Genomic DNA, 2,296 nt, shown 5'->3' on the forward strand with positions numbered 1-2,296 from the left:
AAGCAGGACAGGGGCACGTGCGTTGCGAAGCAATGTGCCCCGCCGGTCGGCACGGCATCGCCGCAACTGGTCCAGGCATGTGCGGTCAGCTCACCCGTCGGCCGCTCGCGCTCGATCCCGAATATGATGGCGCAGGGCACCCGCCACAGCGCGCACAGAGCCTTGGCGGCCATTGCCTGGGGCAGGCAATTGGACCGGAACGGCGCGTAGGACGCGGCAATCGACACGGTTCGACCGATCAACCGCGCCCGGGCGATCTGTTGCGGTGTGGCGGCGGGGCGATGTGCGGTTGCACCAAGATTGACCCCTAGCCACGGCGCAATGCGGCGAAACGGGAGGAGGGCGATGACGGCCGACGACAGGCCGATCAGTGCCCATGCCGGAGCCAGCCACAGCAGCACGAACACCGGCTGACGCCGCGCTACCGCCAATTTGCGCGCGATGATCGCGGTGCGCGACACGTAACTGCCTCCATCCACTGTATTTCGACTTGTGACGCCGGGGCTTCCGGGGCATGCACTAGCACTGCCAATGGCTCTGTCCAATGGGCGCGGCGAGGGGGCACATGACCGATCACATGAAGATCGACCATGAAGTGGGGAAGCGGATCACCGCAGCCGCCGAATGCGCATTGCTGCAGGCCGCCTATGCACGCAATCCTGAATCCCCGCTGCTGCGCGAACGGCTCGCCGGGCTGCTGAGTTTCAACGACCGGTTCGTCGAGACGATTGCACTGTATGAAGGCGTCGACCTGTCCGGCCTCGGCTTCACCGAGCTTCAGCTGCTGGTGCATGCGCATACCGCGCTGGAACGACCGGAGGACAATGCGCGCGCTGCGGATATCGCCACAATGGCCTTCGACGCTGCCGACCAGGGAATTCAGCGCGCCTCCGCTCTGGCCGCGCAGGGCAAGGTGCTGCGCCGCATGGGCGCAACCGACGCCGCCGAGCACGTTCTGAAACAGGCGCTGATCCACAATCCGCATAACAAGGACGCGTGCAAGCGTCTGGCCAGCCTGCATTTGGACAATGGCGCGCCCGAACGGGTGCTCGACGCCATGGCGCAGCTCGATGCGCAGGGGGTGGGCCATTCGCGGCTGTTCGCGGCACAGACGCTGGCCCTGGCGCAGCTTGGCCGGATCGAAGCCGCGCGGGCGCAGGACGGGTGGGGCCGGTTCGCCTATCGCGGCACGCTCGCCCCGCCCGACGGGTTCGCCGATATCGCGTCCTTCAACGCCGCACTGGCGGACGAATTGCTGACCCATCCCGGGCTGCGCTACGAACGCTATGGCACAGCATCCGAACAGACCTGGCGGATCGATGCGCCAGCCACCGGACAGGCCCCGCGCGTGCGCCAGTTGCTGGACGCTCTGATCGGGACGATCGACGCGCATCTCGCGACGCTGGAGTCCGACGGACATCCCTGGCTGCGCGCCCGGCCCGGCTCCGGCATCTTGCACAGCTGGTGCGTCATCACCGAGAGCACCGGATTCGAAACCTGGCATGTCCACCAGTTCGGCTGGCTGAGCGGGGTCTATTACGTTCAGGTGCCTGAGGGGATCGCGACGGGCACCGATGCGGCGGGCTGCATCGCCTTCGGCGTGCCCGAGGATATTGTCGGCGATGATGCGGCGCAGGCCTTTGGCAGCACCGTCGTGCGGCCACAGGGCGGCACGGTGATGCTGTTCCCGTCGCATTGCTACCACCGCACCTTCCCGCACGGGTCGGCCGAGCGCCGGATCTGCGTCGCGTTCGACATCTGGCCCGGCTGATCGGTCGATGCAGCGCCTGACCGGCTACGGGCTGCGGCTGGATACGCAGCTCGCGGTTCCTGGTGCGATCGGGACGATCGGGTCGGGACCGCCCGACGTGTCGATCGTGCTGGAGCCGCCCCAAGCGATCGCCGATACATCGGTCTACGCGCGGACGCAGGATGGCCTGTGCTTCACCTGCCCCGACGTCGCGCGCTATTGGATCAGCCAAGGGGCGATCCGCGTTGCCCCCGATCCTGCTGCGCAGTCCGACATGGTATCGGACATGCTGGTCGCCACCGCGTTGCCGGCTATGCTGTGGTTGCGTGAGCGGTTCGTGCTCCATGCCGGTGCGGTGCAGCTGCCAGGCGGCGGCACCGTGGCTATTGCCGGTGCATCGGGCTCGGGCAAATCGACGGTTCTGGCCCAGCTGGTGGCGGCCGGCGCGGCGCTGATCGGTGACGACACGATCGCGTTTTCCCGGGACACCGGTACGCAGGCGCAGGGCTTGGCCGGTGGCTGGTTCGCGGCGGGCGAGGCTGCGGC

General features: G+C 67.6%; 2 protein-coding genes and 1 pseudogene. 2 read left to right on the forward strand and 1 reads right to left on the reverse strand.

The genetic code is table 11. The features are described from left to right. The coding region (locus AX681_RS04620) for a lasso peptide biosynthesis B2 protein (protein ID WP_066681887.1) at positions 1-461 on the reverse strand (461 nt) is incomplete at its 3' end. Positions 462-565: 104 nt separating this feature from the next. On the opposite strand from AX681_RS04620, the gene AX681_RS04625 reads away from it, so the two are divergent. Both AX681_RS04625 and AX681_RS04630 read left to right on the forward strand, forming a co-directional pair. Beyond that, entirely contained in the window at positions 566-1,771 is a 1,206-nt protein-coding gene (locus AX681_RS04625) for a 2OG-Fe(II) oxygenase family protein (protein WP_066657579.1), read from the forward strand. 7 nt (positions 1,772-1,778) lie between these two features. Continuing rightward, a pseudogene (locus AX681_RS04630) lies at positions 1,779-2,296 on the forward strand (hypothetical protein); the annotation flags it as partial.

The organism is Sphingomonas sp. CCH9-E2 (assembly GCF_001557215.1).
In the GTDB taxonomy this organism is placed as follows: Bacteria; Pseudomonadota; Alphaproteobacteria; order Sphingomonadales; family Sphingomonadaceae; genus Sphingomonas.

Excerpts from the sequence above, each read along its gene's own strand:
- AX681_RS04625 (WP_066657579.1), top strand. The coding sequence starts at position 566 with ATGACCGATCACATGAAGATCGACCATGAAGTGGGGAAGCGGATCACC.